At 64.1% G+C, this 4,730-nt stretch carries 6 protein-coding genes; 3 read left to right on the forward strand and 3 right to left on the reverse strand.

The window, feature by feature from the left end:
* Positions 1-410 (forward strand): GNAT family N-acetyltransferase (locus tag ACLQ7E_RS12450; protein ID WP_411732893.1); only part of this gene is annotated, 410 nt, incomplete at its 5' end.
* A 660-nt stretch (positions 411-1,070) separates the two neighbouring features.
* On the opposite strand, the gene ACLQ7E_RS12455 is transcribed toward ACLQ7E_RS12450, so the two are convergent.
* From ACLQ7E_RS12455 to ACLQ7E_RS12465, 3 genes are all read right to left on the reverse strand, one after another.
* Positions 1,071-1,655, reverse strand: a complete 585-nt coding sequence (locus tag ACLQ7E_RS12455; protein ID WP_411732894.1) for a hypothetical protein — start codon at positions 1,653-1,655, stop codon at positions 1,071-1,073.
* A gap of 375 nt (positions 1,656-2,030) precedes the next feature.
* The gene (locus ACLQ7E_RS12460; RefSeq protein WP_411732895.1) at positions 2,031-2,645 is read right to left on the reverse strand and encodes a recombinase family protein; all 615 of its coding nucleotides are present in this window, start codon (positions 2,643-2,645) and stop codon (positions 2,031-2,033) included.
* Complete coding sequence (locus tag ACLQ7E_RS12465) at positions 2,639-2,719, reverse strand: hypothetical protein (protein WP_411732898.1); 81 nt, start codon at positions 2,717-2,719, stop codon at positions 2,639-2,641. The genes ACLQ7E_RS12460 and ACLQ7E_RS12465 overlap by 7 nt, the downstream gene beginning before the upstream one ends.
* 189 nt (positions 2,720-2,908) lie before the next feature.
* Here ACLQ7E_RS12465 and ACLQ7E_RS12470 point away from each other — a divergent pair, with 189 nt between their 5' ends.
* On the forward strand, positions 2,909-3,754 hold the full coding sequence (locus ACLQ7E_RS12470) for a hypothetical protein (protein ID WP_411732896.1): 846 nt from the start codon (positions 2,909-2,911) through the stop codon (positions 3,752-3,754).
* 275 nt (positions 3,755-4,029) lie between these two features.
* A partial coding sequence (locus ACLQ7E_RS12475; protein WP_411732897.1) for a potassium transporter TrkG occupies positions 4,030-4,730 on the forward strand: 701 nt, incomplete at its 3' end.

Genomic DNA, 4,730 nt, shown 5'->3' on the forward strand with positions numbered 1-4,730 from the left:
ACACGACGTACCTGATCGCCTGGAGGGACGAAGAGCCCCTAGGTGCGGGAGTCGTGCAATGGGGTGGATGCATAGGACCCAACGCGCGGGAGGCATTCCCCCGGGCCGTGGAGATCAACCATTTGCAGGTCCGCGACGAGTATCGCAGTCAAGGGGTCGGGACCGCGTTGATTGCCGCAGCGGAGCAACTAATCGGGCGCGAGGGAATGCCTCAGGTAGCGGTCGGCGTGGCCGATGACAATCCCCATGCTGAACGCCTGTATCTGGGTCTGGGGTACCGCAGGACCGGGATTATTGATGTCAGTGGATACTCATGGGTCTCGGACGACGGAACTGTCCAGCAGGCCAGCGAACGCGATCAAGTGCTCGTCAAGGACCTGGTGCAAGGACCCGACCGACACTGCGAGTGATGCCTGACTTTCCGCGCGATGCAAACCCGATAGCGGAACCCTCACCTGGACAGCGCCCTGCAACTCCAACTTGCTCGCCGCTCTGGCGCAGTCTGTAGTTGGGGGTTGGTGAGGCGGAGGGGCCGGTCAGCTGCAAAGCCGCCAATTCACTTATGTCCACTAGAGAAGCGGTCCCTAATCGATTGCCACCAAGGGTGGCCGGGGTCGCCTTTGCCGTCGAGTACGTCGAAGATGAAGAAACCCTTCTCAGCAAACCACGCGAGATCTTCTGCCGGCCGTGCAAGTTCCCCTTCCCATCCAGGGACACCCACGTTCGCGGATTCCAGGTTCAGCTCGCAAGCTCGTCTATTGGCGTGGTCAAGCACTCTGGGGTCGGTGACCCCGGCGTTGCCCTCCGATACGTCCCAGAGGCGTTGCAGGATCGCGTAGCGCCCTGCCTCGTTGGTGGGTAGATCTGCAGGCGCAACAGGCTCGTAGTAGTACCCTCCGGTCATCTTCTAAACCCCTTCCGTACTTTTGAACCAAAACCTGCGTGACCTGAGCCTACGGCACATTCAAACCCGATACGGGTTCGGCCCGAAATCACACAATCGGGTCCGCGGGAAGAACGGCAAATAGGCTCATCCCGGCACATGGTTCGGTCTGGCCACGGTGGCGGTTTTAGCTTGAGTCGCGGTCACCTTGAAGCCGGATCATCATGCGGGCAAACCGCGAGGGTGGTCTTGAAGGGGAAGCGGGCCACGGGTGGACCTCGATGATGTGCTTCGCCGAATCGAGGGCTGCGTCGTATTCGGAAGCGGGGAATTCGAGCTTGGGCGGGAACCAGTTGAGGGGATCGTCGTTTCCCTCCGGTGTCGTCATGACCTCGCGGCCCAGGATTTCCGCTGCAGCGTCGTCCCCTGCCCAGTGAGGTCCATGCCAGAAAACGCGATCGTCGGTTCGCACCAGCCATACGGCGAAGGTTCCGCACAAGATGTCCGCATCGTAGGGGCACACCGTAAGTTCCAGCTCACCTGGTGCCAGCTCCGTGGTCGCCCCGCGCAGCTCTGGGTTCCGGTAGCCTGCCAGCCACTCGTCCACCGAGGATTGGGGAAAGCGATGCGCGAAGGGCGATATGCCCACGTTTCGTTTCCTGTTGACGATTTCCGGGACCGGGGTGCCGTCCACGACGAGTTCCACCGTCTCCTCAACCTTGTTCCACCGGGCAGTGATGGAAGAAAGCGCGTCTTTGTGGAGTTCGTGCATGCGTTCAGTATTCCAGTGCCCGAGTGGTTTAATGGCGCTTTGGCCAATTCTTCTATTCAAGGCCTCGGTTCCGGGTTCAGGCGTCTTCGTAAAGCAACCCGGAAGGGCGTTTCTTGGCCGCTGCAACAGTCGCACCGTACCGATAGGGGGTCGTCCGGATACGGCTTCTGCAGTGTTCCGATAGGGGGTCGGCTACCGGAACGCACCCTTGTCTGACTTGGGCTTAAGAAGTTTTTTGGATTCACAGGAAAGTCGACCGTCCCGCAACCCCCGTCCGGTGATCCGTTCCGGTGACGGGGCGTGAAACGGAAAGCTGTCAGGGGCCAGGTTCGCGGTCCCATGCGGCGGTGCCAGCTGCTGCTGGTGCGGGCAGGTCTAGCGCGACTTCAGGAGCTTTGCGCCGTCGGGCCGCAGCTCCCCGGTAGGGGAGACGTGGCGGTAGAGGGTTTGGCGGGTGATCCCGAGTTCCGCGCACAGGGCTCCGACCTTCGTGTCCTTGTGCCCCATGGCGGCCATGGCCAGGCGGATCTTGGCCGGGGTCATCTTGTAGGGCCGTCCGCCGGTGCGTCCGCGGGCTCGGGCCGAGGCCAGGCCGGCGACGGTGCGTTCGGAGATCAGGGCGCGTTCGAACTCGGCCAGCGCGGCGAAGATCCCGAAGACGAGCTTGCCCGAGGCGGTGGTGGTGTCGATGGCAGCGCCCTCCCCGGTGAGGACCTTGAGTCCGATGCTGCGTTCGGTGAGGTCGTGGACCGTGTTCACCAGGTGGCGCAGGTCTCGGCCCAGCCGGTCCAGTTTCCACACCAGCAATGTGTCACCGGCACGCATGGCCTTCAGGCAGGCAGCTAGTTGCGGTCTGTCGTCCTTCTTGCCCGAGGCGTGGTCCTCGTAGAGGTTCGACGCCTCGACGCCCGCGGCCAGTAGCGCATCGCGCTGTAGGTCGGTGCTTTGCGATCCGTCCGCTTTCGAAACCCTCATGTAGCCGATCAGCATGGCCAAACCCCCTTGTCATTTATACGGCCGTTTACGTGACACTCGGTATCGAAACACGTACAAAGTTCAAAAATGTCACTTTACCCGTTATTTATTCTAAGTCCTGCAAAGGATAATCGGTTATTAATAGGTGACAGATCCTCGAGCGCACGCATCACATTCCCGCCAAGCAGGGGAACTCTGGCCGACACCCGGGAGTTGATCAGGTCAATGGCGTGGCAGCACGTCTGGCACAGCAGATGGAACGACGAAGGAGCACCACCGTGGGCACGTTCAACAAACTGATCAACAAGGGCAAGCAGATGGCGGTTAAGTACCTGCGCGAGCAGCTCGACTCCGGCCAGGGCAATCGCCAAACGACGCCGCGGACGCAAGGCCGGCAGTATGACCAGCGACCAGCCCCGCAGTCCCGTCACCAAGGCCACCCCCAGGCCGATCGCCCCGCCGGGCCGCCCGCCAACACTGCTGCGCCGCGCAACGCCGACGAGGCTGTCATCGCCAAGTACACGTACATGCTGCACACCGCGCCCCCCGCGGACATGGAACGGGCCCACGCCGAGGCCTTTGCCCGCTTGACTCCCGCCCAGCGCGAGCTGGTGCAGGCCGAACTGGATGGCCGGCTGCCGGACAACGAACGGCCCCGCTCGAACCGCCCCGATGACCTGGCCCGGTCCGCCACGCGGGCCGAGGTGAACCGCCCTGGCTTCATGGAGAACATTCTGGGCGGGGGCAAGGCCGCCGGTGCCGGACGCCAGGGCGGGCGGGGACTCGGCGGGATGGCCGCCGGCGCGGCCGGGGGACTCGGTGCGGGCCTCCTCGCCGGGGTGGCAGGGGCGTTCATCGGCAGCGCAGTCGCCGGTCCGCTGCTGGAGGGTTTCTCCGGGTTCGGTGAGGAGCTGGCCGGTGCCACCGAGGGGCTGGGCGAGGTGGCGGGAGGCCTGGAGGATTCGGTCGCGGGCCTTGGAGATGCCGCGTCCGGGCTGGGCGAATCAGCGACGGCAGCCGGCGAAGAGGCGCTGGGCAGCGGCGGTGGCTTGCTGGATGGCCTGTTCGGGGCAGGAGAGGGCTTTCTCAACGGCGGAGGCGAAGGCGGGGACTGGAAGTTCTAACCGGGTGAAGCGGCGGGTGCCGAGGGACCCTCCACGTCTTCTGGACCCGAGCCTTGCGGCGCTTCACCCATTCCCGGTAGCGGTTCCACCCCCAGCCGTGAAACCCGCGCTCCTCACGGTCTCGCGAGGATTCACGGCCAATAGCTAGGTTTTCATCTCCAGCGTTTACCCTATGACTTATGCATGTCGCAGCAAGTAAAGCCAGGGCCGTTGGACGGGCGGTTGTTCCCCGCCATCCGGCACAGGCAATAGCCGCTGGTTTCGGGCTGGCCATCGTGGCCGGAACACTGGTGCTGATGCTCCCGATGGCCAAGACCGGCCCCGGCGGTGCCGGATTCCTCGAGGCCCTGTTCACCGCCACCTCGGCCGTCTGCGTGACGGGGCTCGCGGTTGTGGACACCGCCACCTATTGGACACCCTTCGGGCAGGTGGCGATCCTCGTGATGATCCAGCTCGGCGGCTTTGGAATCATGTCCTTCGCCTCGCTGCTCGGCGTGCTGATGGCCAGGCGCCTGGGATTGAAGTCCCGCATCCAGGCCGCGGCGGAAACCAAGAGCACGGGTTTCGGCGACGTGCGCTCGGTGCTGCTGGGCGTCCTGCGCATCACCGTCGCCACCGAGCTGGTGGTGGCCCTGGCCCTGGCCCTGCGCTTCGCCCTGGGACTGGGCAACCCCTGGGGCCACTCCCTGTGGCTGGGGTTCTTCCACTCCGTCTCGGCCTTCAACAATGCCGGGTTCGCGCTCTTCACCGACAACCTGATGGGTTTCGTGGGCGACCCGTGGATCTGCCTGCCGATCGCCGCTGCGATCATCGTCGGCGGATTGGGCTTTCCGGTGCTGTTCGAGCTCGGGCGCCACTACCGCAAGCCGCTGCACTGGACCATGAACACCAAGCTGGTCATCTATGGAACGGTGGGCCTGCTGGCCGCGGGCACCATGTTCATCTGTGCCCTGGAATGGTCCAACCCCAAGACCCT

It is taken from the genome of Paeniglutamicibacter sp., from assembly GCF_046714615.1.
Lineage (GTDB): Bacteria > Actinomycetota > Actinomycetes > Actinomycetales > Micrococcaceae > Paeniglutamicibacter.